Origin of the sequence: Undibacterium sp. TJN19 (assembly GCF_049339485.1) — a bacterium.
Taxonomy (GTDB): domain Bacteria; phylum Pseudomonadota; class Gammaproteobacteria; order Burkholderiales; family Burkholderiaceae_D; genus Undibacterium.
In genome coordinates this window covers 1,410,420-1,434,654 of the sequence record NZ_JBMPPL010000001.1, presented here as the reverse complement: position 1 = coordinate 1,434,654, position 24,235 = coordinate 1,410,420, and the positions used below count along the sequence as shown (strand labels likewise).

General features: G+C 52.5%; 23 protein-coding genes. 11 read left to right on the top strand and 12 right to left on the bottom strand.

Annotated elements, in window-relative coordinates; translation table 11 throughout:
• Window positions 1-42: 42 nt before the first annotated feature.
• The 3 genes from ACO0LH_RS06530 (at window position 43) to ACO0LH_RS06520 (ending at window position 1,921) form a co-directional block, all read left to right on the top strand.
• Window positions 43-474, top strand: coding sequence for a DMT family transporter (locus ACO0LH_RS06530; protein ID WP_422940217.1), 432 nt, complete (start codon window positions 43-45; stop codon window positions 472-474).
• Window positions 422-937: a DMT family transporter gene (locus ACO0LH_RS06525; protein ID WP_422940216.1), complete on the top strand. Its 516-nt coding sequence runs from the start codon at window positions 422-424 to the stop codon at window positions 935-937. The genes ACO0LH_RS06530 and ACO0LH_RS06525 overlap by 53 nt, the downstream gene beginning before the upstream one ends.
• Before the next feature lie 99 nt (window positions 938-1,036).
• A complete protein-coding gene (locus ACO0LH_RS06520) occupies window positions 1,037-1,921 on the top strand; it encodes a DMT family transporter (RefSeq protein ID WP_422940215.1) in 885 nt (294 codons plus the stop codon).
• 82 nt (window positions 1,922-2,003) lie between these two features.
• Here ACO0LH_RS06520 and ACO0LH_RS06515 read toward each other — a convergent pair whose 3' ends face one another.
• A complete protein-coding gene (locus tag ACO0LH_RS06515; protein ID WP_422940214.1) occupies window positions 2,004-3,983 on the bottom strand; it encodes a CocE/NonD family hydrolase in 1,980 nt (659 codons plus the stop codon).
• Between the two features lie 83 nt (window positions 3,984-4,066).
• Window positions 4,067-4,729, bottom strand: coding sequence for a GGDEF domain-containing protein (locus ACO0LH_RS06510; RefSeq protein WP_422940213.1), 663 nt, complete (start codon window positions 4,727-4,729; stop codon window positions 4,067-4,069).
• A gap of 96 nt (window positions 4,730-4,825) precedes the next feature.
• On the opposite strand from ACO0LH_RS06510, the gene ACO0LH_RS06505 reads away from it, so the two are divergent.
• The 3 genes from ACO0LH_RS06505 to ACO0LH_RS06495 all read left to right on the top strand — a co-directional run bounded on the left by ACO0LH_RS06505 (window position 4,826) and on the right by ACO0LH_RS06495 (window position 8,428).
• Entirely contained in the window at window positions 4,826-5,719 is an 894-nt protein-coding gene (locus ACO0LH_RS06505; protein ID WP_422940212.1) for a 1-aminocyclopropane-1-carboxylate deaminase/D-cysteine desulfhydrase, read from the top strand.
• Window positions 5,720-5,883: 164 nt separating this feature from the next.
• Window positions 5,884-6,570, top strand: a complete 687-nt coding sequence (locus ACO0LH_RS06500; protein ID WP_422940211.1) for a substrate-binding periplasmic protein — start codon at window positions 5,884-5,886, stop codon at window positions 6,568-6,570.
• A gap of 85 nt (window positions 6,571-6,655) precedes the next feature.
• Window positions 6,656-8,428 carry an ABC transporter substrate-binding protein gene (locus tag ACO0LH_RS06495; RefSeq protein WP_422940210.1) on the top strand — a complete coding sequence of 591 codons (1,773 nt, stop codon included), beginning with the start codon at window positions 6,656-6,658 and terminating at the stop codon, window positions 8,426-8,428.
• A gap of 23 nt (window positions 8,429-8,451) precedes the next feature.
• Here the strand turns inward: ACO0LH_RS06495 and ACO0LH_RS06490 are convergent, their stop codons facing one another.
• The 4 genes from ACO0LH_RS06490 to ACO0LH_RS06475 all read right to left on the bottom strand — a co-directional run bounded on the left by ACO0LH_RS06490 (window position 8,452) and on the right by ACO0LH_RS06475 (window position 10,315).
• Complete coding sequence (locus tag ACO0LH_RS06490) at window positions 8,452-8,757, bottom strand: NIPSNAP family protein (RefSeq protein ID WP_422940209.1); 306 nt, start codon at window positions 8,755-8,757, stop codon at window positions 8,452-8,454.
• Window positions 8,758-8,878: 121 nt separating this feature from the next.
• Window positions 8,879-9,655 carry an SDR family oxidoreductase gene (locus ACO0LH_RS06485; protein WP_422940208.1) on the bottom strand — a complete coding sequence of 259 codons (777 nt, stop codon included), beginning with the start codon at window positions 9,653-9,655 and terminating at the stop codon, window positions 8,879-8,881.
• A gap of 141 nt (window positions 9,656-9,796) precedes the next feature.
• Complete coding sequence (locus ACO0LH_RS06480; protein WP_422940207.1) at window positions 9,797-10,075, bottom strand: hypothetical protein; 279 nt, start codon at window positions 10,073-10,075, stop codon at window positions 9,797-9,799.
• Between the two features lie 60 nt (window positions 10,076-10,135).
• Window positions 10,136-10,315 carry a hypothetical protein gene (locus ACO0LH_RS06475; protein ID WP_422940206.1) on the bottom strand — a complete coding sequence of 60 codons (180 nt, stop codon included), beginning with the start codon at window positions 10,313-10,315 and terminating at the stop codon, window positions 10,136-10,138.
• 162 nt (window positions 10,316-10,477) lie between these two features.
• On the opposite strand from ACO0LH_RS06475, the gene ACO0LH_RS06470 reads away from it, so the two are divergent.
• A complete protein-coding gene (locus ACO0LH_RS06470; protein ID WP_422940205.1) occupies window positions 10,478-11,356 on the top strand; it encodes a LysR family transcriptional regulator in 879 nt (292 codons plus the stop codon).
• Window positions 11,357-11,410: 54 nt separating this feature from the next.
• Here ACO0LH_RS06470 and ACO0LH_RS06465 read toward each other — a convergent pair whose 3' ends face one another.
• From ACO0LH_RS06465 to ACO0LH_RS06455, 3 genes are all read right to left on the bottom strand, one after another.
• Window positions 11,411-11,788 (bottom strand): hypothetical protein, encoded by a 378-nt coding sequence (locus ACO0LH_RS06465; RefSeq protein WP_422940204.1) that lies wholly within the window; start codon window positions 11,786-11,788, stop codon window positions 11,411-11,413.
• A gap of 190 nt (window positions 11,789-11,978) precedes the next feature.
• Window positions 11,979-12,566, bottom strand: a complete 588-nt coding sequence (locus ACO0LH_RS06460) for an NADPH-dependent F420 reductase (RefSeq protein ID WP_422940203.1) — start codon at window positions 12,564-12,566, stop codon at window positions 11,979-11,981.
• A gap of 64 nt (window positions 12,567-12,630) precedes the next feature.
• Window positions 12,631-13,239, bottom strand: a complete 609-nt coding sequence (locus tag ACO0LH_RS06455; RefSeq protein WP_422940202.1) for an FMN-dependent NADH-azoreductase — start codon at window positions 13,237-13,239, stop codon at window positions 12,631-12,633.
• A 116-nt stretch (window positions 13,240-13,355) separates the two neighbouring features.
• Between ACO0LH_RS06455 and ACO0LH_RS06450 the strand changes: the two genes are divergently transcribed.
• Together ACO0LH_RS06450 and ACO0LH_RS06445 are read left to right on the top strand one after the other, a co-directional pair.
• On the top strand, window positions 13,356-14,255 hold the full coding sequence (locus ACO0LH_RS06450; RefSeq protein ID WP_422940201.1) for a LysR family transcriptional regulator: 900 nt from the start codon (window positions 13,356-13,358) through the stop codon (window positions 14,253-14,255).
• 212 nt (window positions 14,256-14,467) lie between these two features.
• Window positions 14,468-16,807, top strand: a complete 2,340-nt coding sequence (locus ACO0LH_RS06445; RefSeq protein ID WP_422940200.1) for a DEAD/DEAH box helicase — start codon at window positions 14,468-14,470, stop codon at window positions 16,805-16,807.
• Between the two features lie 97 nt (window positions 16,808-16,904).
• Here the strand turns inward: ACO0LH_RS06445 and ACO0LH_RS06440 are convergent, their stop codons facing one another.
• On the bottom strand, window positions 16,905-17,933 hold the full coding sequence (locus ACO0LH_RS06440; protein ID WP_422940199.1) for an aldo/keto reductase: 1,029 nt from the start codon (window positions 17,931-17,933) through the stop codon (window positions 16,905-16,907).
• 182 nt (window positions 17,934-18,115) lie between these two features.
• Between ACO0LH_RS06440 and ACO0LH_RS06435 the strand changes: the two genes are divergently transcribed.
• Complete coding sequence (locus tag ACO0LH_RS06435) at window positions 18,116-18,766, top strand: TetR/AcrR family transcriptional regulator (RefSeq protein WP_422940198.1); 651 nt, start codon at window positions 18,116-18,118, stop codon at window positions 18,764-18,766.
• A 212-nt stretch (window positions 18,767-18,978) separates the two neighbouring features.
• The gene (locus ACO0LH_RS06430; protein ID WP_422940197.1) at window positions 18,979-20,316 is read left to right on the top strand and encodes an alpha-amylase family glycosyl hydrolase; all 1,338 of its coding nucleotides are present in this window, start codon (window positions 18,979-18,981) and stop codon (window positions 20,314-20,316) included.
• Window positions 20,317-20,384: 68 nt separating this feature from the next.
• On the opposite strand, the gene ACO0LH_RS06425 is transcribed toward ACO0LH_RS06430, so the two are convergent.
• Together ACO0LH_RS06425 and ACO0LH_RS06420 are read right to left on the bottom strand one after the other, a co-directional pair.
• Window positions 20,385-22,616, bottom strand: a complete 2,232-nt coding sequence (locus ACO0LH_RS06425; protein WP_422940196.1) for a C1 family peptidase — start codon at window positions 22,614-22,616, stop codon at window positions 20,385-20,387.
• 224 nt (window positions 22,617-22,840) lie between these two features.
• Window positions 22,841-23,803 carry a peptidylprolyl isomerase gene (locus ACO0LH_RS06420; RefSeq protein WP_422940195.1) on the bottom strand — a complete coding sequence of 321 codons (963 nt, stop codon included), beginning with the start codon at window positions 23,801-23,803 and terminating at the stop codon, window positions 22,841-22,843.
• Window positions 23,804-24,235 lie beyond the last annotated feature (432 nt).

Sequence of the window (24,235 nt, the reverse complement as noted above, 5' to 3'; positions counted from 1 at the left end):
GCTGCCACGCTTGTCCCTTTTCTACACTCTTTGGAGTCAACGATGAAGGGCAAATTTCAGGCTTATATGTATCTGGCACTGGCCATGCTGATGGTGGGCAGTACGGTGGTGGCTAGCAAGATCATTGCTTCCGGCTTGCCACCATTCACGGCAACGGCTTTGCGCTTTGCTCTGGCTTTTCCCGTATTTTTGATCTTGATGCGTGTGTCGGGTGTTGCCTGGCCCAAATTAAGGCGCGCAGAATGGCTGATCTTGTTGATACAGGCTGTCGCTGGCAGTGTAGGTTACACCAGCCTGCTGATTGCGGGTGTGAGGCTGACTTCGGCGGCCGATGCCGGGGTTATCATTGGCACCTTGCCAATTTGTCGCTGCGGCTATCGCCATCTTTGTGCTGCGCGAACGTCCCAGCCGTTTTTTACTGATGGCGATCGCGCTGGCTGCTGCTGGCGTCTTGTCGATAGTTTTTTGCCCTGATACTAATGCTGACAGCGCTCATTCTCTGCTGGGCAATAGCCTGGTATTTGGCGCGGTGTTATGCGAGGGCTTGTTCATCTTGTTGAACAAGCGCATACAGACCAGTATCCCTCCATTGGCCATGTCCACATTGATGACCGGAATGGGGCTGCTGGCCGCCACCATACTCGCTCTTTTTGAACCTGCATGGACTGGCAGCATTACGGTGAATTCGCTATGGGCAGTGGCTTACTATGCACTGATACCGACCGTGCTGGGTTTCCTGCTGTGGTATGCGGGAGCGCAGCGCGTCAGTGGCAGCGAAGCATCACTTTTTACTGCACTGGCTCCGGTATCCGCGGTCTTGCTGGCGATGACTTTTTTGGGCGAACCTGTCAATAGCCACCAAATGACCGGGATCGCTTGCGTGCTGGTCGCGGTAACAGGTCTGGGATGGTCAGAACGAAAGTCCATGAAACCCTGACATCCAAAATTCTGACCCGGGGTTTTGCCATGTCCGAAAACTGCCAGCAACTTTTTGTCCGGCTTGCTATGCTGCGCGCATTGTGATGACGGAGTTTTTATGCGCAGCAGTGACTTATTACGTTTGATTGCCTTGGCCGCCATCTGGGGCGCGTCTTTCCTGTTCATGCGCGTGATTGCGCCTGTGCTGGGTGCTTTATGGACCGCAGAGGTAAGGGTAGGACTGGCGGGTATTGTCTTGCTGGCGATGATGCTGTTCACCCAAAGGGCGATGAATTTCCGGCAGAACTGGAAGTCTTTCCTGATACTGGGCACAGTCAATTCGGCCTTGCCCTTTGCCTTGTATTCATATGCAGCCTTAAGCATACCTGCCGGTTATTCAGCGATCGTGAACGCCACCAGTCCCTTGTGGGGTGCATTGATGGGGGCACTTTTCCTGGGTGAGCAACTGACACTGCGCAAGATGGCAGGGATGGCAGTTGGCGTTGCTGGCGTGGCTTTTCTGGTAAGGCTGGGGCCGGTGGAATTCAGTAGCAAACTGGTGCTGGCCGTATTCGCCTGCGTCGGTGCCACGGTGTGCTATGCGATAGTCGGTGTTTATACCAAGAAAAAACTCAGCGCCATTACACCCATGCAAATGGCGACGGGTTCACAGGTGGGTGCAGGCGTGGTCTTACTGCCGTTCTTGCCGCTCGTGCCTGTGCAAGGTGAGATCACGACCACTATTGCCATCGTTTCAGTGGCGCTGGCATTGCTGTGCAGCGCGGTGGCCTACCTCATTTATTTTCGCCTGATGGCGAATGTGGGGCCAACCAAGGCATTGACCGTGACCTTCCTGATACCGCTGTTTGCGCTGTTATGGGGATATTTATTCCTGCATGAAACCATTACGCTCAATACCGCAATTGGTTGTGCCTTTGTGGTGTTGGCGACCTGGCTGGTGGTATTCCAGCCAGTGAAAAAATCCGTTGAGCTTGCCGCATAGCAGCGCGGCTTAATAGTGGCCAGTAGCGCTTCAAGATGAAGTAAATGCCGCCCAACCCTTGTGCTGGGCTGGGCGGCTTTTTTTACTCATCCAGCGCAGGCAAAACTTTCACGCGCAAGGCGCTGGGCTGACTGTTGCTGTGATAGACACGATGCGTGGCCTTGATGAAGTCACTGTCTTTGGCCTCATACATATTCGGCACGAAAGTTTGTGGGTTGCGGTCGATAAACGGGAACCAGCTTGACTGCACCTGCACCATGATGCGGTGACCACGCTGGAAAGTGTGGAACACATCGTTGATGGCAAACTTGACCGCGGTGGCCTGGTTGGGGACGAAAGGCTTGGGCGTTTCAAAACCATCGCGGAAACGCGCACGGAAAGGTTCACCACGCACCAGGGTTTGCTGGTTGCCGCGATTGGTTTGTGCATCCACTTCCAGGTTAGGCGGGTTGACGTCGATGAGCTTCACGACAAAATCAGCGTCGGTGCCGGTGACACTGACGAACAGGTCAGCGTTCAGCGGGCCAGCCAGGGTCACGTCTTTTTCCAGTACATCGCTTTGCCAGGTCAGCACATCAGGGCGACTGGTGGCAAAGCGCTGGTCGGCAGCAACATAGTCCTTGCTCCAGCGCGTCGCAATCTCGGTGGTATAGGGCACGGGTTTGGCCGGGTCGCTCAGGTATTCATCAAATTGTGCATCACTATTGGCGGGCGCAGTAAAACTCAATTTACCGTTTGCATGGAAATACAGGGTCTGGTCTTTGCTTTCCTTTGGTGGCCACTGATCAAAACCACGCCAGCGGTTGACGCCGGTTTCAAACATCCAGGCTTCAGCCAGCGCCGGTTTGTCACCGGTTTTCAGGTAATGCTTGAAGAAGGCCAGTTCCACCGGTTGATATGTCTGTACGGTCTTGTAGCCGAAATTTGCATCACCGACTTTTTCACCATCGGTACGGAACCAGCCGCCATGCGTCCACGGGCCAATCACTATCGTGTTTTGTATGCCAGGGTTTTGTTTTTCTATGGCCTTGTAGGTATTCAAAGGGCCATACAAATCTTCGGTGTCATACCAGCCGCCGACGGTCAGCACGGCGGCCTTGATGTTTTTCAGGTGTGGCAGGATATTGCGGCTTTGCCAGAAATGATCATAATTGGGATGTGCCGTAATTTCATTCCAGAACGGTATGCCATCCTTGAAATAACGTGTGTTGACATTGGCAACGGAGCCGAGATCAAGGAAGAACTGGTAACCGTCGGGTGTGCCAAAGTTGAAGTTTTTCCAGGCCGGGTTGCTCACCGGTTGCGGCCTTGGCTGGCCGAAACTGTAGAAGAATCCGAAAGCCATCTGCAAATTCAGGGCACCATTGCGATGCATGTCATCACCACGGAACCAGTCGGCGATAGGTGCCTGTGGTGATATGGCTTTTAATGCCGGGTGACCATCAATGGCACCTGCTGAGGTATAAAAGCCAGGATAGGAATTACCCCACTGACCGAATTTGCCATTGTTGCTGGGCAAATGCTTGAGCATCCATTCTATGCTGTCATAGGTGTCGGTGCTTTCATCAATATCGGTTCTGGATTTTTTATGGTCAATATGTGGCCGCATATTGACGAATTCACCTTCAGACATATAAGTGCCGCGTACGTCCTGAAAGGCAAAGATGAAGCCTTCTTTTTCATATTCTCCGGTCGGCCCCAGCATGGTTTTGTACTGGTCACCGCCATATGGCGCGACTGAGTAAGGGGTACGGTTCAGCAAGACCGGATACCGCTTGCCGTCACTGGCATCATTGGGAACATACACGGCAGTAAACAGCAGCTTGCCGTCACGCATGGGGATGCGGTATTCAAATTTGGCGTAATTTTTTCGGATGTATTCGGCACGCAGCTTCGCGCTGTCCGCTTTTTCATCGGCGGTGCCGGCAACTAAAGCACCTGTGGTACTTGTCACACTGGAAGCCAAAGAGGCCGCATGGACCGAAGAAACAGCAGAGGCACTGGTCAGCATTGCCGCTAGCAGTGCAGGCAGCATCCGCGGCCGCATGTGAATTTTGCGCATGATTTTCCCTGATATGAATTTTTATTGATGCAGTTTATGCACTGCCTGGTTCACTTGGTTCCATTTCAGGCGAACAAGTTCCCTTAATCCTCAGCATTGGGATCGTAATCGGGAAGCGGCGGCTCTATTTCCATGATTTTATCTGCGCCTTGGCTGCGCGCAGCATGCAAGGCATTGCTGGCGCGTTTGAGCATGCTTTCGGCGCTGTCTTTATGCGCATTGGTGGTCAAACCGGTAGCGAATGTCACTTTCAGTCCGGGTGAAATGCTTTCCCAGTCGGTTTGTTCTATACGTAGCTTCAGCCTGGCGATGGCTTTACGGCTTTGTTCCAGCCAGGTGGTGGGCATGACGATGGCAAATTCATTGGCCGCAACACGGCCGAAAGAATCCAGGGTACGCAGCATCGTGAGTGCTTCTTTGGCAACCTGTTGCAAGACCTGGCGGGCGGCAGCCTGGCCATGTTGTTCCAGTATCTGCTCAAGCCCGTCGATGGCAATGGCGGCAAGCGTGAACGTGTGGCCGGTACGAAAAGAGCGGGCCAGTTCACCTTCCAGCATGGCGATCAGCGTACGCCGGTTCAGGGCACCTGTCAGATGGTCATGCCGCGCCATGCTGTCCAATTGGGTCAGTACAGTTTCCAGCGCAGGTAGCAGATTATCTTGCTGGCCTTCGGTCTTGACCTGCTTGATCAGTTCATTGAGTTGCTGTCGTGCGTTGACTAAAGCTTGATTAATATCTGTCGGCATTTCCTCTCCAGCGAGTTCCGGCATATTCGGACGTGGTGCGCACGTATCAGGCGCTACAATGCCACTTTACCATTGACCACGAGATTTCTGCCAAGCATGTTGTTCACCACTCAAGCCTCGCCTTGCCAGCAAGTCGAAAGCAGACTGTTTCCCGGCATGAATTTATGGATCAAGCGTGATGATATGCTGCATCCACAAGTGTCTGGCAACAAGTTCCGCAAATTGAAATACCCTTTGCAGTCCTTGCAGGGGCGTAAGGCACATCTTGTTTCCATGGGGGGGATCTGGTCCAATCACCTGCATGCGCTGGCACATGCAGCTGCTTTGGCGGGCTTACCCGCGACCGCCCTGGTCAGAGGTGCCGAAGGCATGCATAGCGCCATGCTGGACGATATCCGTCAGATGGGCATGCAGGTGTGCTTTGTTGACCGTGCGTCCTATCGCAAGCTGCGGCTTGATTCACTGGCCTGGCAGCAATATGTTGACCTGCCTGAGGCTGATGTATTGTGGCTGCCAGAAGGTGGCAGTGCTGCGCTGGCCTTGCGTGGCGTGGCAGAACTGGTCGAAGAATTGCCTTTTATGCCAGACCATACCGTGCTGGCTTGCGGCACCGGTGCAACCCTGGCAGGTGTGCTGGCTGGCCAGGCCGGTCGCGGACAGGTATGGGGTATCGCCGCCATTAAAAATGCCGGCTATCTGCGAGATGAAATCAGTCGTCTGCTTGGTGAAGCGGCTTACCCGGATTGTCAAAATTACCAATTGTTGACGGATTTTCATCATGGTGGTTACGGCAAGGTCAGTGCTGAGCTGCTGAGTTTTTGCGACAGTTTCCAAAACGAGACGGGTATTGCTCTGGAGCCCGTATACACAGGCAAAATGCTGTTTGCCCTGCGCCAATTGTGGCATGATGGTTACCTGGCTTCAAACGCAAGCGTGCTGGCAATACATACCGGTGGTTTGCAAGGGGCGCGTGGCTTTGCGCGAGAGTAGACAGTCTTGGTAGCAGTATAATGTTGAAGGCAGATGCAGACATGGAAAAGCAGCACACATCCGCGGGCAGACAAGTTTTGCGATGCTTGCGCCTGACTGGCCTTGTCCTGTGCGTTTGTGTCACTGCATTCTCAGCTGGACTTGCGAAAGCCGCAGAGCAAACCTTGCGTTTTGCTGTGTATGAAAATCTCGATTACCCTCTCAATGTTTTTGACAAGAACCGGCAACTGATAGGCGGCCTGCAAAAAGACTTTGCCGATCAGCTTGCTAAAAAACTATCGGCGCATGTTACCTATACCGGCTATTCACGCCGCCGCATTGAGAATGTTGTGATTCAGGGCGATGCTGACCTCATGTGTTATTCCAGCCCTGCCTGGTTTGATCTGCCGAAAGAAGTCAGCTGGACTATAGCTACTTTCCCACAGGTCGAACGCGTGGTCGTATTGTCAGACAAGCTCTTACTGGAAAACTTCCCGCAGCAACTGGAAGGTAAAAGACTGGCAGTGCAACTGGGCTACCATTATCCACAAATCACCAGCCAGTTCAATGAAGGCAAAATCAAGCGGGTTGATTTGACCGATGTGCCCAGCATGTTTCGCATGCTGCAACTCGACGGAGCCGATGCCATGATCAGTTCTGACAGTGAAATCGAAGGCTATTTCAAGAACTTCCCCGGCAAACGCGCTGCGTTCAAATCCTCCAGAACGGCTTTTTCTGTCGTTCAGACGCAATGCGCGCTGTCGCATAAATCCTTGTGGAAGATAGAGCAACTTAATAATGCCATCCAGTCCATGCAGGACAATGGCGATATCGACAAGATCATGCGCCGGTATGGTTTGTCAGGACGTTAACACCTGAATACTGTTGCGGATTAAATTTGAAAATCCTCGCATATTGCCGGTATTCTGCTGCCTTTGTTATTTTTCTTTTCCGACAATGAAATCTACCCTGACTGCCATGTTGACAGCATTGGTCTGCGCGCTGAGCCTGCCTGCAACGGCGGGAGCGGCGGCTGACCCCGGCAAGGTTCTGCACCTGTCTTTCGAAGCGGCAGATGATGGCTTTGACGCCATGCGTACCAACAGCGCTTACTCCAACTGGGTCACCGATGCCATTTTCGAAGGTCTGGTCAGCTATGATTATCTGGCGCGTCCTGCCAGACTGGTTCCCAACACGATAGTAGCCTTGCCAGAAATCACCGATGGCGGCAAGACCATGATTTTTCACCTGAAGAAAGGTATTTATTTCGCTCCTGATCCGGTTTTCAAGGGCGTGCGCCGCGAACTGGTCGCCGCTGACTATGCCTATACCTTCAAGCGCATGCTGGACCCCAATAACCGTTCCGTGCAGGCGCGGGTGTTTGAGGGCAAAGTGGTGGGGCTCGATGAGCTGGCCGAGGCGGCAAAAAAATCCGGAAAATTTGATTACGACAAAGCAATCGCCGGACTGGAAACGCCAGATCGCTACACCCTGATCCTGCGCCTGAAGGTGCTTGATCCCAGCCTTATCTATTATCTCGCGAAGCCTCTGGGTGGGGCAGTTGCACGTGAAGTGGTTGAGCATTACGGCGAAGCGGTCAACCAGCATCCCGTGGGTACCGGCGCCTACATGCTCAAACAGTATGTGCCACGCAGCAAAATCATCCTGGAAGCCAATCCCGAATATCGCGGCTTTGTCTGGGATTTCAAAGGTACAGGCAGCGACTGGGACAAACAGATTATCAAGGACATGCAGGGCAAGCAGATGCCGCAGGTCGGACGGGTCGAGATTGCCATCATTGAAGAAGAACAATCACGCTGGCTTGCTTTTGATTCAGGCCAGCTGGATTTTGAATTGCTGGTGCCGGCAGCCTCGGTCAAGCTACTCGACAATGGCAAGCTGAAGCCAGAATTTCGGGCCAGGGGCTTGCAGTTGTATCGCGTTGTTGATCCCGGCGTCACGCGTACTTACTTCAATTTTGAAGATGCGACCGTTGGTGGCTATAGCAAGGAAAAAATTGCGCTGCGAAGAGCCATTGCACTTTCTTTTAATCACCAGGAAGAAATTGACCAGGTCTGGTTTGGCCAGGCCATCAAGGCGCAATCCATGGTGCCGCCGGATGTGGTCGGACATGATACTGCTTACCGCAACAGCAATGCCTATGACCCCAGGCTGGCTAACAAGCTGCTTGATAAATTCGGCTACAAGCGCGGTGCTGACGGCTTTCGCAGCATGCCTGATGGCTCACCCCTGAAGCTGCGCATACATTCTGCGCCGAAAACCAAAGACTATGCACGCATGGAGGTATGGAAGCGTTCGCTCGACAAGGTAGGCATCCGTGCTGAATTCCCGGTGGCTGGTTTTGCTGACAATCTGAAATCCGCATATCAATGCAAGCTGATGATGTTTGGCATGGGTTATACCGCCGACATCCCCGATGGTATTGATTTCATGGAAGCCTATTACAGCAATAATGCCTATCGCGGTAATAACGGCTGCTATAAATCGAAGGCCTTCGATGCGGCCTTTGAAAAAGCCCGTCTGCTCGCCGATGGTCCAGAACGTCAACAACTGTTCAACACCATGGAAAGACTGATGGAAGCCGATACCGTACACAGCCTGGAATTATGGCGTGTACGTAACTGGCTCATACAGCCCTGGGTCAAGGGTTATAAGACCCATCCCATCATTCGCGGTGACTGGCGTTTTCTGGATGTAGAGAAAAAATAGCTGCCCGGATTCAATATACCGATTCAGTCAAAAACGGGTCTGAAAAAGCTTCGTTCATAACTCAATATGCATTTGCTTTCTTCCGCAAATTGAAAGGCTGCCTGACATGCTGGATCATCCACCATCTTCAGGCGGTATTGTTCATAGGTGGCCAGACTGGGAAAGCTGAACAATGCCAGCGCAATATTGTTGGCACCTTCTGATGGCAAAAAATAGCCGTGATGCTGGCCACCAAATTTTTCTACCAGCGGTATCCACAGTTTCGCATAGTGTTCAACTTCCTTCAGTTTCGCGGGATCGATGACATAGCGCAAATAGCAGGTGATCATGAGGGTGTTTCTTTCGTGGTGTGATGAACTGGGCCGGGAGCCGATCATGCACTGTAAATGAAATCGTATTTTCATGCTGACGCTGCCAGCCCTGATGCCACCGGCAATCTGGTGAATTGCCTTACACCTGGGTAAAACCGCCATCGACACAGAGTTCGACACCATTCACGTAACTGGCGGAATGCGATGCCAGAAATAATACTGCTGCCGCAATTTCTTCAGCCTGTCCCATACGGCCTGCTGGTGATACCTGGCCCAGATAAGTCGACATATTACCCACGTCGTCCTGGCTCATACCCAGACCCTTGTTTAGGATAGGCGTTTGCGTCACGCCGGGGCTGATGGTGTTGACACGTATCTTGCGGTCTTTCAGGTCATTCGCCCAGGTACGTGCAAATGAACGTACCGCTGCTTTTGAGGCGTTGTACAGGCTCAGGTTGGCCATGCCCTTGTTGGCTGCGACAGAGGCATTGAGGACGATGCTCGACGCATTGCGCAGCAAGGGCAGCATGGTTTGTACGGTGAAGAACAAGCCTTTGACATTGGTATCGAAAGTGGCATCAAAATCGGCAGTTGTGGTGTTGCCAAACTGGTTATACACGGCGATACCGGCATTGGCGAACAGGACATCCAGCTGGTCGTCACGTGCTTCTATGGTTTTACGCAGGGCATTCAGGTCATCCTGGCTGGCGACATCCGCAAGCACGGCGACGGCCTTGTCACCCAGTTCAGCACGCGCCTGTTCGAGTTTGGCGGCAGAACGGCCAGTGATATAGACACGTCTGGCGCCACGGGCGATGAATGCTTTTGCTGTCGCCAGGCCAATACCGGAGTTGCCACCTGTAACGAGGACGACCTGATCTGTGAAATCAATAGCAGGATGTGAAGATGCGGACATGACATTTCCTTGTGAAAGAGGGAGTCCGCAGTATGGTCAAACTGAATTGGTGAAACAATCCTTGTATTGTTCATGATATTGATGATTGAATTTCACCAATTAATAACCCACAAAGGCCAACTGTCTTTGCGGGTGCGTTGCTTAAAAATTAATCCTTAATGGGTCTGTATTTGCTTGCCCAGCCAGCAAAGGCATCCACACTACGGGTTTGTATCTTGATGTCAGGGCTGCTGGCAACAAATGCTCCGCTTTCAAATACAGGGGGCCACCACGCTGGTAGCGGTGGATCAGGTCGTCCGGGGTGGCCGGGGCAATACCGATTTCGCTAGGCAGCATGTGTGAGATGTCACCTTTCATTTTGGTTTTCATGACCAGATTGGTGTCCATCATCGCCATGGCACTGGCTTCTACCTTCAGCATTGCCCGGCCAGCAGGGTGACGGTCAAAAAGCTGAAATCCGGTCTGCCATCAATTTAAATTTCACGCAGTCATTGGTCTGGCCGGTTCGAGCTGCTTGCCGACAGGTTGCTCTTGCCTGGTCAGGGCAGGGGCAGCAGCAGGTACAGCATTGATTATTTCAGCAGTTACTGTCTCAGCCTGTGCAACTGGTGCCGGACTGGCGCTGATGACAGGAGCAGACGGGGCATTCTTGCTGGCCACAGGTATAAAACAGCGGGCAAGACTTTTTGATAGTGTTTTACCTGCCCCTGCACTAAAACCTGAATTGGGAATCCTGATCTATGTGGATAAACAAGATTCAGTCTGCCCTGCCACAGGCAGTTTCCCTATAATGATCAGCAATATGTTCACGAATGTTGACCCATGTCGCCAGATCTAAATGATTTAACTGCTTTTGTCCGTGTTGCGCAGTGCCGCAGTTTTCGCCAGGCAGCCCAGGAATTGCAGGTGACGGCTTCTGCTCTCAGCCATACCGTCACCAGGCTGGAACAAAAGCTCGGCATGCGTTTGTTGCAACGTACTACGCGCAGCGTCAGCCTGAGCCTGGCAGGTGAACGTCTGCTGCAAAGCCTGCAACCGGCGCTGCTGGATATAGCCAGTGCGCTGGAAAGCCTGAATGAACTCAGGGACAAGCCGGTAGGGCGTCTGCGGCTGAACGTGCCACGCCCCGCCGCCCAGTTATTGCTGGCACCCCGCATGGCAGCCTGGCATGCAGCCTACCCGGAAGTGGAACTGGAAATCGTCAGCAGTGATGCCCTTATTGATATCGTCGAACAAGGGTTTGATGCCGGACTGCGCTTTGGCGAGAGCCTGCAACAAGACATGGTCGCGGTGCCCGTTGGCCCGGCGTTTGGCTTCGTTGTCTGTGCCGCCCCGGCATATCTGGAAGCCCATGGTGAACCACAGACACCGCATGACCTGCTGCGCCATCAGTGCCTGCAAATACGTTTTCCCAGTGGTACGCGGTATCGCTGGGAATTCCAGCGTGGCCAGGAGAAACTGGAAGTGGCGACCAATGGCGCACTGGTCTGTGATGACATGAGCATGGTCGTAGAGGCAGCCGCAGATGCCGCCGGAATCTGTTATACCTACGGCAGCTATGCCAATGAAATGGTGGCGCAGGGGCGTTTGCAAATCATTTTGGAGGACTGGTATCCACCAGCCGAACATTTCTTTTTATATTATCCGAGCCGCCGTCATCAGACGGCAGCCTTGCGTGCCCTGATTGATTTCTTGAGATGAAATAGAAATCTCGCTATCAGGAGCGGTACCTTTTATTGCCTGAATATCGTTTGCTTATCGTTTGATGGATTTTGATGTGGCCGAGATGGTCCAGCTAAAACTGCCCTTTTTGTCAGCGGCAGATTCCTGCAAGCTGTTGACCAATTTGCCGGTTGCCTCGGCATTCTCGTCTGTGGCTGGGATCGGCTTCTGCAATTCCAGCGCCCATTTGACTGATATGGTGCCCTTGCTGTCACGCACTTCGGATTTGCTGACAAGATAATTCAAGCCCTGTTTGCTCAATGACCAGGAAAATGCCTTGAAGGCTTCTTCATCTGTCGTCTCGAATTTGATCTGGATCTGAATATTTTCCTGGGAATTTTTCACCATCGTATGGATGGCATTCGATACGGCATTCTTGTCTGTTTGCGCCAATGTGGAAGTACTAATCATCATGCTGGCAAGAACCAACCCCAAGTATTTTTTCATAGAAAATTTAAAGACGTAAATTATATTTGTAATAATGACAGTGAATGCAATAATAACAAAGAATAAATATTTTTCCCACGAGCATCGTGTCGTGGGACTTGACCAATATCTGATTCAGGTTTCGTCCCCGATACGCATTTGCAGATTTAAGTAGTCAAGTCAGCTTGATGAGGTTTTGCAATATCAGTGGTCCACGCATGCCCAGCAGGGCACCGCCCGCATTAAGTTTTCCAAGTGAGATTGTTGCAAAACCAAGTTTCTCCACCAGTTCTGCAACTGTCGCTGCGGCCTCAGCATCGTTGCTTGCTAAAAACATGACGCGACGCCCGCCTTTTTCAACGGGATTCATCGCCAGCAATTTTGCTGGCAACTGATTGAGCGTCTTGACCACTTTCGCACCCGGGAAAGCCGCCGCGACGATGTCACTCGAAGCCTGGCCGTTCAGTTCTTCGGGGGCCAGGCCATAGGCGTTCATCGCGTCGACGATAATTTTTCCGCTCCAGTCGGATGTCGCACTGGCAATGGCGACATGGGCTCGAAAAGGCAGGGCCAAAATGACGATGTCGGCTTTTAATGCCTCTGACAAGGTTTGCGGAATTATTTTTTCGCCCAATTCCTTGACCAGTGCAGCAAGGCTGTCAGGCCCACGCGAATTTGTGATACCCACGGCTATGCCTGCGTTGGCAAACTGGCGAGCCAGGGCTGTGCCGACATTGCCTGAACCTATGATGGAGTAATTCATGATGATGTCCTGATAAGATGAAAATAAAAATGAGTAAGTTGAAGTTGGGAAGAAAAGATGAGATTCAAGCCATGATGGCAGCGATGTCTTCGCGTGCATGTGCCAGTGCGGCTGTCTTGGCCTCGGGGCCAAATGCCATGCCTTCTGCACGGATGACTTTCACATCAGTAATACCGAGAAAAGCCAGCAAGCCAGTCAGATAGCTTTCCTGGTGCTCCAGCATTGCTGCCGGACTGCCTGCTGCATACACGCTGCCCCGGGAGGACGCGAGGTAAGCCTGTTTGTTTTTTAGCAGGCCTTCAGGGCCATGTTCGGTATATCGGAAAGTCTTGCCTGCTAACGCGATACGATCTATCCATGCCTTGAGCGATGTGGGAATACTCAGGTTGTACATGGGGACACCGATGACCAGAATGTCAGCGGCCATCAGTTCATCCATATAGGCATTTCCTTTGATTAGATCTGCGTTGATGCTTTCATTATCACTGACTACGCCCTGGAAAGCGGCCAAATGGGCGCCTGACAGATGCAGCGCCGGGTCGGTCGCAAGATCGCGGTAACTAAGTTGTATGCCTGGGTGCAGGGCTTGCAAGCGTGCGACGATTTCCGAAGAAAGCTGGCGACTGACCGATGCCGTGCCAAGGATGCTGGAGTCGAGATGAAGAAGTTGCATTTGAATACCTTTTATCTGTGTGTTGAGATGTATTCAATGATGGGCCTTTCAATAAGGTATGAAAAGACGGTATATTGAGATGTAATCCATCTGTTTTCGAGATAGAAGGGCTGTTTATGCTGGATGGCGTTTCACTTGATCAACTCAGAACCTTCATCGCGGCCGTCGATGAAGGTAGCTTTTCGGCCGCAGCAAGAAAGCTCAATCGCGTGCAATCTGCGGTCAGCGGCTGGGTCAGCAGTCTGGAGGCGCAGATAGGCGTGGTGCTGTTTGACCGCACAGGTCGTTTCCCGAAGCTCACCCCCGAAGGCGTGCTGTTACTGGCTGACGCCCGCAATATTGTTTCCGGGGTTGATATGCTCAAGGCCAGGGCAAAGCAGATGGCAGCAGGCCATGAGGCTGAACTAGCTGTTGTAGTTGACGTATTCTTTCCAACCGCCGTGATTGCAGTCGCGGCGAAGGCATTTGCAAGCAGGTTCCCGCTCATCCCCTTGCGGATTTTTGTAGAAGGGCTAGGGGCAGGCTACCAGCCTGTGCTGGACGAACGCTGCAGCCTGGGCATACTGGCGACCTTGCCACTGACATTTCCCTCACTGAGCAACGAACGCCTCGGTGAAATTCCGCTGGTGATGGTCGCTGCACCTGAACATCCCCTGGCGAGTTTTGTTGACCGGATACCCAGGCGCGAGCTGGCGAAACACGTGCAACTGGTGTTGACTGACCGGTCAGCGCTGATGGCTGGTCGTGACTATGGTGTTTTGTCACCGTCAACCTGGCGACTGGCTGACCTTTCCACCAAATATGCATTTCTCAAGGATAGTCTTGGCTGGGGCAGTATGCCGCTACATATGATAGAGCAAGACATCGCCGCGGGCACCTTGGTAATGCTGGATGTCGATGACATGCCACGCACCGGCTTCATGCTGACGATGTCAGCTGTGCATCTGGCATCTGCACCGCCAGGTATCGCCGGCAGGTGGCTGGTTGATTATCTCAAGGCCGGGTCGTTAAGCTGAATCCTGACTATAGTTTACGGCGCTTGCACAAAAGTGGCTTTGGCATGTGCACGCCTGTAAATCATATAAAAAGTAAATGTTTTTGCAATTGACAGGATGCAAAGCAATTTCCTGCCTGACAGGAATTTTCCCTTAGTTCAGGCTAGAAGAGTAAACTATGTCTATTATCCTGTCGCATCCTGCGACATGAGCGAACGAGTGAGCATCGCGCCATGTCTGAAACCAATCCTCCGATTTCTTTTGCTGATCTTCTTCTGAGTGCGCCTTTGATGCGCGCCTTGCAAGATGTCGGCTATGAAACACCGTCACCGATACAAGCGGCGACCATCCCCATTTTGTTGTCCAACCGTGACGTACTGGGTCAGGCCCAGACCGGCACCGGCAAAACCGCGGCTTTTGCGCTGCCTATCCTGTCGCGCATTGATATACGCCAGACCACGCCGCAAGCCCTGGTGCTGGCGCCAACTCGGGAACTGGCGATACAGGTTGCTGAAGCCTTCCAGACTTATGCGCGCCATATCCCTGGCTTCCATGTCTTGCCTATCTACGGCGGCCAAAGCTATGGCCCACAATTGTCGGCCTTGCGCCGTGGTGTGCATGTCGTGGTGGGCACGCCAGGTCGCGTGATTGACCATCTGGACAAGGGCACGCTGGATTTATCTGCCCTGAAAACTCTGGTGCTGGATGAAGCCGACGAAATGCTGCGCATGGGCTTTATCGATGACGTAGAACGCATTTTGCAAGAAACACCAGAAGGCCGCCAGACCGCCTTGTTCTCGGCCACCATGCCTTCGGCCATCAAGCGCATCGCCCAGACTTACCTGAACAAACCGGCAGAAGTCACGGTTGCTGCCAAGACCGGCACTGCCGACAATATCCGCCAGCGTTACTGGCTGGTCAGCGGCATGCACAAGCTCGATGCCCTGACACGCATACTGGAAGCCGAGACTTTTGACGGCATGATCATTTTCGCCCGTACCAAACTGGGTACCGAAGAACTTGCCGCCAGACTTGATGCAAGAGGCTTCTCGGTTGCCGCCATCAATGGCGACATCAACCAGCAACAGCGTGAACGCACTATCCAGCAATTGAAAGACGGCAAGATCGATATCCTGGTAGCTACCGATGTCGCTGCCCGCGGCCTGGACGTAGAGCGTATCAGCCACGTCATCAACTATGACGTACCGTATGATCCAGAAAGCTACACCCATCGCATAGGCCGTACTGGCCGTGCCGGTCGCAGTGGTGAAGCCATCCTGTTCATCACACCACGCGAAAAGAATTTGTTGAAAGCGATAGAACGGGCGACACGTCAGCCAGTGTCACCACTGGAATTGCCGACCATACAGACGGTCAATGATGTCCGTATCGCCCGCTTCAAGGATCAGATTTCAGCAACCCTGGCGTTAGGCGGACTGGAACAATTCACGTCCCTGATTGAAGATTTTGAACGTGAGCAAAATATCCCGGCGGTGGAAATTGCTGCGGCGCTGGCAAAAATGGCGCGTGGCGATGAACCTTTGCTGCTCGACAAAAACCGTAAAGAAACCAGGACTGACGATAGCTGGCGCGATGAACGCCCGGCACGTGCTGAACGTGGCGACAGAGGCGATCGTGGTGACCGCGACCGGGGTGACAGAGGTGACCGTTTTGAACGCGCACCGCGTGAAGACCGTGGCGCACGCCGTGAACACAGCCCGCGCACGCCAGAGCCAGGCATGCAGACTTTCCGCATCGCGGTGGGCCATGATCATGGTGTCAAGCCCGGCAATATCGTTGGTGCAATCGCCAATGAAGCCAATATAGAATCCAAGTTCATCGGTCGTATCGATATCTATGATGACTATACCATCCTCGATCTGCCAGACAATCTGCCGGGCGACATGATGGAACACCTGAGTTCAGTACGTGTTGCTGGCCAGGCCCTGCGTATCAGTGCAGAAAAAGGCCAGGGCGGTAATGCTTCAGCATCCCGCCCGGCACCACGTGCAGCGCGTGAAGAAGCGCCTCGCGAACGTGCTCCACGTACCCCTGGTGTTGCTGAGGCCGCACCTGGCAGCAAGCTGAATCAGGTAGTCGATCGCGCTGCCCGTGCACCTCTTGATGAAGAGCTCCCAGCCAAGTCCAAGAAAGACAAGGCTGACGGCAAAGGCAAGGTCAGCATCCCCATGCTGACTTACCGTATTGAAGTCGGCAAAGCTGACGCTGTTACCCCCAGTAATATCGTCGGCGCAATTGCCAATGAAGCCGGTCTGGAAGCCAAGCACATAGGCCGCATCGATATTTTTGACGATTACAGTACGCTGGATTTGCCAGATGGCATGCCCAAGGAATTGCTGAAGCAGTTGAAAGGCGTCTGGGTCGCAGGCAAGCAAATCCAGATCAGCCCGGTCGGTGAAGACCATGTGCGCAAGCCTTTGCCAGCAAGCCAGCCATCACCTTTCGGCCCCAAGAAAGCAGGCGGCGATCGCCGCGTGACAGAAAAAGCCAAGGGTTATGGCGCAGGCAAACCAGCAGCAGCCAAGCCACATCGCAAAGGCCCTAAAGCCTGATTGGCCTGCTAGGATCGGTTCGTCAGATCTGAAGCAATAGTTCAAATACCCCCGCCCTTGCGGGGGTATTTTTTTCTACGGGCCGTTTTATGTTTGCTTAGGCAACTGCTCGTTCTGCATCTGGCCTGCGGCGTAGCCTGACCTGGGTAATTGCTGGCGGGTTGTAGGCTGCGTGCAAGGGGCCAACATCAGTTCCCGGTGCAACGATCTGGTCTATCCGGTCCAGCACTTCGTCAGTCAGCGCAACGCTGGCACCCGCCAGCAGATCATCCAGTTGTGCCATTGTGCGCGGCCCCAGGTTGGCCGAGGTCACGCCCGGGTGGGCAATTGCGAAAGCCATCGCCATGTGTGTCAGTGATAATCCTGCTTCCTGCGCCACGATGATCAATTGCTCAACGGCGTCCAGTTTGCCTGCATCCGTCATATAGCCCGGATTAAAGCGTACCCTTGCGCTGTCGGTTTGCTGGCCCTTGCGATATCTGCCGGTCAGCAAGCCCATGGACAGCGGGCTCCATACCATCACGCCCAAGCCATACTTCTCGCAGGTCGGCAGCACTTCCCTTTCTATGCTGCGGTTGAGGATGGAATAAGATGGTTGCTCGCAACGGAAGCGTGCCAGTCCACGCTTTTCTGCTACCCATTGTGCTTCCACGATGTCAGACACTGGGAAGGTGGATGATCCTATGGCGCGTATTTTCCCTGCCTGCATCAGGTCTGTCAGGGCCGACAGGGTTTCTTCTATGTCGGTGTCGGGTGATGGCCGGTGTATCTGGAACAGGTCTATGTAATCGGTCTGCAGGCGGCGCAGGGAATCTTCCACTGCACGCACCAGCCAGCGCCGTGAATTGCCTTGCTGGTTGGGGTCAGTACCCATGGGCAGATTGGCCTTGGTTGCCAGCACGACATGATCGCGCCGACCCTTGAGTGCCTTGCCGACAATCTCTTCCGACTCGCCACGGCTATAAAAATCTGCCGTGTCAATAAAGTTGATGCCAGCATCAAGTGCCTTGTGGATGATGCGGATGGAGTCCTCGTGGTCGGTATTGCCGACTGCGCCAAACATCATTGCGCCCAGGCAATAAGGGCTGACCTTGATGCCGGTTTTTCCTAGTGTACGGTATTGCATATGGTTTATTCCTGTAGGTAAGTGGGTTCTGATGATCGTCGACGAAATCAGTGTGCTGAGAGGTAAAATAGAACATCGTTCCGTATAATTAATCGGATCAATGTTCCGTTTAATTATACGGAACGATGTTCCGTATTTCAAGAAAAGAATAAAAATTGGAAATAAAAAAATGGAAGTGAAAAGTGGAAATAAATAAGCTGGCCCCTAACGCTAGTGCAGGCAGTGAAAGCGGCGGGAATGAAGAGCAAAACCCCAGGCGCGTGCGCGCTGACGCGCAACGCAGTACAGATGCGTTGCTGCAGGCAGCGCTGGAAGTGTTTGGCACTTCCGGTGTAGATGCGCCAGTGCGCGAGATTGCCCAGCGGGCAGGCGTGGGTGTCGGCACCCTGTATCGCCGCTTCCCACAGCGCTCAGACCTGGTTATTGCGGTTTTCCGTCATGAAGTGGATGCCTGTGCCGAGGCTGCACCCATGCTGGCGGCTGAATATGCGCCAGGTGAGGCCGTCGCGCAATGGATGCTGCGTTATGTCGATTTCATCGCCGCCAAGCGCGGGCTGGCAGCGGCGCTGCATTCGGGTGACCCGGCATTCGCGATACTGCCAGCCTACTTCCAGCAGCGACTGGAACCGGCACTGCGTAGTTTGCTTGATGCGGCAGCAGCGGCAGGCGACATGCGCGCAGATATAGCGCCTTATGATTTGCTGCGCGCAGTCGCCAATTTATCAACAACGACGCAGGAAGGTGGACCAGAACATGCGCGGCGCATGCTGGCTTTGCTGGTAGATGGCTTGCGTTATGGTGCCAGGCCTGTCACTGGTTCAAGCAAGGTGTAGTGAATAAAATAAATTAGAAAATGTATTTTAACTACATTAAATTCTTGATTATATATCTCAGCCCTTATTGACATGATATCGTTTTCAAGAAATTTAAAGGGAGTATTGTGATTTTTTGAAAAAACCGATTAGGAATTTTCATCTTTCTTTTTCTTGATGCGTACTTTTTATTGATGTATCTTAACTACATAAATCAATAATGAGACAAAATCATGAAGAAACTAGCTGCTCTGGCCCTGCTGGGATTGATATCCCTGCCCGTGCTTGCACAAACTACCAGCACGGTAAAACACCCGGTGTGGAGCGAGAACGCCGCGATTTATGAAGCAAATATCCGCCAGTATTCACCAGAGGGCAGCTTCAAACGTTTTCAGGAATACTTGCCTGAACTGAAAAAGATGGGTGTAGGCATTATCTGGATCATGCCTGTCAATCCCATAGGTGAAAAAAACCGTAAGGGTACACTGGGCAGTTATTACGCCGTGCGTGATTACAAGGGCGTGAATCCCGAATTCGGCACACCGGCCGATTTCAAAAATCTTGTCGATGCCGCCCATGCACAAGGCATGAAGGTCATCATAGACTGGGTTGCCAATCACACGGCCTGGGATCATCCCTGGGTCTCATCCCATCCCGAGTATTACCTGAAGAATGACAAGGGGGAGTTTGTCCCGCCTGTGCCTGACTGGCAAGATGTCATCAAACTCAATTATGCCAACCCGCAATTACGAGTGGCCATGATAGATGCATTGACATTCTGGCTGACTGAATACGGCATTGATGGCTTTCGCTGCGATGTGGCAGAAATGGTGCCTGTCGATTTCTGGAACGAGGCCAGGGCAGCACTGGACCAGGTGAAACCAGTTTTCATGCTAGCCGAAGGCGAAGCCCCCGAGCTGCATGAAAAAGCCTTTGACATGACGTACGCATGGCAACTCAAAGACTTGTTTGGCGAAATCGCCAATGGCAAGAAAAACGCCAATGACCTGGCTGCCTACATGGCCGGGCCGGAAAAGAAATTCAATGACAATGCTTACCGCATGCTGCATACCTCCAACCATGATTTGAATTCATGGGAAGGGACAGAATTTGAGCGGCTGGGTGAGGGCGTAGAAAGTTTCCTGGTGTTGTCGAACCTCCTGAAAGGCATGCCCTTATTGTATGCAGGACAGGAAGCCGGCAATACCAGGCGGCTGGAATTTTTTGAGCGCGACCCGATACAATGGAAGCCGCATCCCTACAAGGCCATCTACACCACTTTGTTTCATTTGAAAAAGCGCAATCACGCATTATGGAACGGTCTTGAAGGCGGCGAACAGATGCGTTTGCCAACGACGAACGATAACGCAGTCTATGCTTTTTCACGCAGCAAGGCAGGCAATCAGGTGATAGGCATATTCAATCTCAGCGGCCAGCCACAAAGTGTCAGCTTCAGCGCAGCGCCATCTCCTGCACGGTTCAAGAACCTGTTTTCCGGCGCGTCAGAAACACTCAGGCCTGGCAAGGTCATGCAACTCAAACCCTGGGAATACAGGGTGCTGGTGAAATAAGTATTCCATATTGCAGGCACGATGATTCAAAACGGTCACGGCGTGTTTTCCCGTGACCGTTCTGGTTTTCAATAATCGAGATTGGAAACGGGCATGGTCAGTTGATCGCTAGTATCCAGCCCCAGTATCCTGGCCAGTGTCGCTGATACCACCGCCACGTCATTGTCAAATGAACCGTGCGCTACGGGTATGGTACGCGTACCACAACTGACATCTTTGGCATTGATGATATGCAGATTGGCAGCCTGGGTTTTGCTCAGGCCCTCACCCGTTTCCGCAAAGCCGGATGGCAATGTGTTGCCCCAGTAAAAAGCATTCCAGCTTTTTAGCGTAGCGATGCTGGCTTGGTTCCATTGATCATCGTAGATTTTGTTGCTGGCAAAATAGGCGGCATCAAAGCTGGCTGCCATGCCGAGCAAAGGGGTTTTATGCTGGGTTTCAAAAGCCCTTGCCACCAGATATAACAGTGACTTGTTATAAATTTTGGCGACATTGTCATCCAGCTCGCGGGCATTTGACATCATGTGGATATGAAAATTTGGCGCAGCCAGAATGCCCGTTTCTATCACCTTACGGTAAGTTGTTTCTGCAAACGCGACAGTACATGCTGGCGCATACAGTGTGCAGGTTTGCACCGGTAACTGACGTGCTGCCAGCAAGTTCAACAAATAGCCTTGTACGATGGAGCCAGCGGAATGGCCAATCAGATGAATTTCCAGTTTATCCTTGCCCAGCGCCTTGCTGAGTTGCTGCAGGCGTTCTGCAATCGCAAACAAGCCACGTGGCGGGTCACCGTCTTCAGCCCCCTGCAAGGCATTTTGCTTCATCTGTACCCATTGTCCCTTGCCGCCCAATGATTCGGCCAGGCTCTCTACTGTCCTGTCCATGGCATCCAGAGCTGCATTTTTGAGTTGCGCGAAGAAGTCGCCTGACAAATCGGTGCCTGGTAAATAATCCTGTAACTTGTTTTTCAGGATATCGATCAGGGTTTCATTAAGCCCGGTTTTCCAGGTAATAAAGACAGGGTAGATGCCGTTCGCCAAAAAATACGGTGCCAGGGCAGCAACACGTTTGAGTGAATCGCCTTCAGTATTGAGGCCGCCATGCGCATACAGCGCCAGTTTCAAGACTTTTTTGTTACCCTGTTTTTTCAGCCATGCTTGCGGCGATTGCAGAACTACCTGGTCTACTGTTGCTGCCGCATCTGCAACAGCAACAATGCGCTGTATCAGGCCACCATCATTGCCCATGACTACCGTCAGACCATAAGACTGGTCCAGACTCAAACTGTCAGGCCCGGTTTTATTTGATGCCGTAATCGAAGGTGCGCTCAGTAATGAGCCATTGGCCTTGAAGGCCGGGCCGGATGATAGATTCGCCAGAGCACTGGGCTGGGCCTTGTCCTGAGCCGCTGCCGGATTTTGAATGACAGCAGTTTGCCTGACAGGCACGCCCAGTGACACAGTCCAGGCATCACTGGCATTGGCCACCCAGTCGGCATAGGTGAGTACGGCAAAGCCGTGGAAGCCCCAGTCCTTGCCCCAGGAGTTTTGCACGACAAAACCCTGGTCGGTATAGCCTATCAGCGCGAAGGCGTGACCGCCGGTAGTTTCAGACGACCATGGAATTACAGGCAGCTGGTCAAAACTGGTAAAGCTTTTACTAGCCGCTTTGCTTTTGGGTTTGCTGTCGGTATCAGCGTCCAGTGCCCAGCCCTGATGCGCCTTGCAGGATGCATAGACCGCACCAATCTCCAATATCGCTGCCTGTAAATCGGTGACAGACGCTTTGTCAACGCGGTAATAGGTACCCACTGGGCGGGTGACCGCATCCTGCGCCCAGCCGGGTTTGGGGGCTTCAAATGCCGGTGCATGGCCTTTGCTATTGACGGTATAGGGCCACAGCGCGCGGCTGCAAACCCCGTGTTTATGCCAGCCTTTCAAAGCGCCACGACAGCTGGAGCCGTTATAGTCTTCACCTGCCCATTCATCATAAAATTTGGCAAGATGGAACAGCATGCGCGGGCTGGTTTGCAGGCTGGCCGGGTCACGCCGCCAGAATAGATAGTTGATGACAGCGGCCAGGCCAAAACCAGTACAGGCGCCTTCCGAGCCCTGGTCCAGTACCATGCCAGCCCTGATGTATTTACTTATTTCAGTCTTGATGGTTTTGGGATCGGGATAGCAAGGCGGCAGATTGCAGACGCGTGGTGTGTAGAGACGGTCACGGATATCGAGTCTGTCCGGGCGGGCGTCAAGCGCCAGTGCACTGCCATTGAACTGTATATGCTTGCTGGGCATGAAGCTCTCCAAATTGTCTTATTTGCAATCAATAGTGTCGCAGGATTTTACAAAATGGGCAATGGAGGCGACGACTGTTGTCGCAGAAATGACAAAGGAAACTATAGCGTTGCCGGTAAGCAGATAATGGGAAACAAACATGCAGTTTTTGCAGAACGCAAAAACCGGAGGAGACAAAACAGGATCGCCAGCCCCAAGAGAGGGTGGCGATCCTGATGAACTGATTACTTCTTCGCTGCGTCTGCTGAAGCAGAGGCGGAAGCCGCTGCTGGTGCCGCAGGTGCTGGCGTGGTTGGAACAGGCGTGATGGACAGGCCTGGAGCCGACGCTGGTACTGCTGCTGGCGCAGGTGTGATTTCTATTTTCGCCTTGGCTTTCAGGTCATCCAGCATTTTTTTCAGGTTTTGCTGTTGAACTTGCTGGGTCAGGCCGGCTTTGACATCTTCAAATGCGGATACAGTCGCAGGACGGGAGTCGTCGAGGATGATGACGTGATAACCGAACTGGGATTTCACAGGTTCTTCAGTGAACTTGCCCTTTTCCAGCTTGGCAACCGCAGCGCCAAATTCTGGCACCATGCCACGAGGGTTAAACCAGCCCAGATCGCCACCTTTGTCTTTGGAACCGGGATCTTTGGATTTGGATTTTGCCAGGCCGTCAAAAGCTTTGACGTCTTTCTTGATCTTGGCAATGATGTCTTTGGCTTCGTCTTCTTTTTCTACCAGGATATGACGTGCCTTGTATTCGGTGGATTTCAGCTTGTCGTATTCCGCTTTCAAATCTGCATCGCTGACCGTGGCTGTCTTGATATAGTCCTTGACGAAAGCATTCGCCAATATCGACTGTTTGTTCATTTCCAGTTGTTCGGTCACTTCTGGTGCCTTGTCCAGACCTTTGCTAGCTGCTTGCTGGGCAACAATGATTTGCATGGCCAGGCTGTCGATGACCATTTTGCGTGTGTCTGGCGTGTCAGGCATACCTTGAGAGGCTTGCTGCTGCATGATCTGATCCAGCTGTTTTTTGCTGATAGGCGTGCCGTTGACAGTGGCAGCAACATCCTGGCTGCTGGCTGTGGCAGATGCGGCGGCGGGAGCGGATGCTGTTTTGGCGGCATCTTTCTCATTACAAGCGCTGAGTGCAAACAGGGCAACTGCGCTACCCAGAACGACACGGGATTTAATTGACATACGAATTCCTTCTATATTGAGCTGACTTTGCAGCACGGATCACAAGCGCATGCAGCAAGGCAACATACGGCGAATAAAAAATGACGGTGAATTTTACTCGTGATTGTGCCTGCTTTGCCAGAAAATCATTTTTACTTACTAAACGGGTGCGTCCGCAAAGTACGCGACAGACGCTGCTGAATGCATCTCGTGGCATCTTGTTGCGTCCTGTTATGTGGGTGGCTGGATGCCTGCCGCATCGGGAAAATATTTTATTTTCATTCTGCCAATTCAGGTTTCAGGCAATTTTTCAGGTATTTCGCTTAAAAATAAGGAAAATTTCTTAAAAGCAGCAAAACTGCGGAACAATTTCAGACTTCCCTACTCCAAGCTGGGCGTATCAATCCGGTATAAAAATGATAATCAAAATTCACGCCGGCAATTTTTCAAACA

Bases quoted from the DNA above. Each gene is read 5' to 3' on its own strand.
- ACO0LH_RS06530 (WP_422940217.1), top strand. From the start codon at position 43: ATGAAGGGCAAATTTCAGGCTTATATGTATCTGGCACTGGCCATGCTG.
- ACO0LH_RS06525 (WP_422940216.1), top strand. From the start codon at position 422: ATGGCGATCGCGCTGGCTGCTGCTGGCGTCTTGTCGATAGTTTTTTGC.
- ACO0LH_RS06520 (WP_422940215.1), top strand. From the start codon at position 1,037: ATGCGCAGCAGTGACTTATTACGTTTGATTGCCTTGGCCGCCATCTGG.
- ACO0LH_RS06515 (WP_422940214.1), bottom strand. From the start codon at position 3,983: ATGCGCAAAATTCACATGCGGCCGCGGATGCTGCCTGCACTGCTAGCG.
- ACO0LH_RS06510 (WP_422940213.1), bottom strand. From the start codon at position 4,729: ATGCCGACAGATATTAATCAAGCTTTAGTCAACGCACGACAGCAACTC.
- ACO0LH_RS06505 (WP_422940212.1), top strand. From the start codon at position 4,826: ATGTTGTTCACCACTCAAGCCTCGCCTTGCCAGCAAGTCGAAAGCAGA.
- ACO0LH_RS06495 (WP_422940210.1), top strand. From the start codon at position 6,656: ATGAAATCTACCCTGACTGCCATGTTGACAGCATTGGTCTGCGCGCTG.
- ACO0LH_RS06490 (WP_422940209.1), bottom strand. From the start codon at position 8,757: ATGATCACCTGCTATTTGCGCTATGTCATCGATCCCGCGAAACTGAAG.
- ACO0LH_RS06485 (WP_422940208.1), bottom strand. From the start codon at position 9,655: ATGTCCGCATCTTCACATCCTGCTATTGATTTCACAGATCAGGTCGTC.
- ACO0LH_RS06480 (WP_422940207.1), bottom strand. From the start codon at position 10,075: ATGCTGAAGGTAGAAGCCAGTGCCATGGCGATGATGGACACCAATCTG.
- ACO0LH_RS06470 (WP_422940205.1), top strand. From the start codon at position 10,478: ATGTCGCCAGATCTAAATGATTTAACTGCTTTTGTCCGTGTTGCGCAG.
- ACO0LH_RS06465 (WP_422940204.1), bottom strand. From the start codon at position 11,788: ATGATTAGTACTTCCACATTGGCGCAAACAGACAAGAATGCCGTATCG.
- ACO0LH_RS06460 (WP_422940203.1), bottom strand. From the start codon at position 12,566: ATGAATTACTCCATCATAGGTTCAGGCAATGTCGGCACAGCCCTGGCT.
- ACO0LH_RS06455 (WP_422940202.1), bottom strand. From the start codon at position 13,239: ATGCAACTTCTTCATCTCGACTCCAGCATCCTTGGCACGGCATCGGTC.
- ACO0LH_RS06450 (WP_422940201.1), top strand. From the start codon at position 13,356: ATGCTGGATGGCGTTTCACTTGATCAACTCAGAACCTTCATCGCGGCC.
- ACO0LH_RS06445 (WP_422940200.1), top strand. From the start codon at position 14,468: ATGTCTGAAACCAATCCTCCGATTTCTTTTGCTGATCTTCTTCTGAGT.
- ACO0LH_RS06440 (WP_422940199.1), bottom strand. From the start codon at position 17,933: ATGCAATACCGTACACTAGGAAAAACCGGCATCAAGGTCAGCCCTTAT.
- ACO0LH_RS06430 (WP_422940197.1), top strand. From the start codon at position 18,979: ATGAAGAAACTAGCTGCTCTGGCCCTGCTGGGATTGATATCCCTGCCC.
- ACO0LH_RS06425 (WP_422940196.1), bottom strand. From the start codon at position 22,616: ATGCCCAGCAAGCATATACAGTTCAATGGCAGTGCACTGGCGCTTGAC.
- ACO0LH_RS06420 (WP_422940195.1), bottom strand. From the start codon at position 23,803: ATGTCAATTAAATCCCGTGTCGTTCTGGGTAGCGCAGTTGCCCTGTTT.